1 protein-coding gene and 1 pseudogene are annotated in these 400 nt (G+C 62.0%); both read right to left on the bottom strand.

All coding sequences use genetic code 11. The annotated features are described in order from the left end of the window. Window positions 1-235: pseudogene (locus I6F37_RS43165) on the bottom strand (hypothetical protein); the annotation flags it as partial. After that, complete coding sequence (locus tag I6F37_RS46985; protein WP_225154858.1) at window positions 222-386, bottom strand: hypothetical protein; 165 nt, start codon at window positions 384-386, stop codon at window positions 222-224. The gene I6F37_RS46985 and the pseudogene I6F37_RS43165, both read right to left, overlap by 14 nt. Between the last annotated feature and the right edge of the window lie 14 nt (window positions 387-400).

A 400-nucleotide genomic window follows, 5' to 3' on the forward strand; every position in this document is an offset into this window, starting at 1 on the left:
CCTTCCGCAGGGCGCGGCGAATCTGCTGGTACTCGTTCGCGTAAACGAGCGTGCCGATGCCTTCGTTGGAAAAAACCTCGGCGAGCAGGCCTTCATCGACGCGCCCGTTGATGATGTGGACGCGCGGGATGCCCGCCTGGCAGGCCAGGGCCGCATGGGTGGCTTTCGACAACATCTCCGGCGTGAAATCATTCTTCTTGTCGGCCAGCGCTTTGTCCAGATCACTGGCCAGCATCTGCCGGATGATCTGCCCGATAGACCAGGCCGTCGTAGGTCGCGATGAAGATCACCTTGGTCGCCTTCAAGGCCTCGGCGACGGCCACGGCCATGTGGTCGGAATTGACGCGATAGGTTTTGCCTTCGCCATCGAAGCCCAGCGGCGGCACGACGGGGATGATTC

The sequence above is a fragment of the Bradyrhizobium sp. NBAIM08 genome, from assembly GCF_020193935.1.
Classification (GTDB): Bacteria; Pseudomonadota; Alphaproteobacteria; order Rhizobiales; family Xanthobacteraceae; genus Bradyrhizobium; species Bradyrhizobium yuanmingense.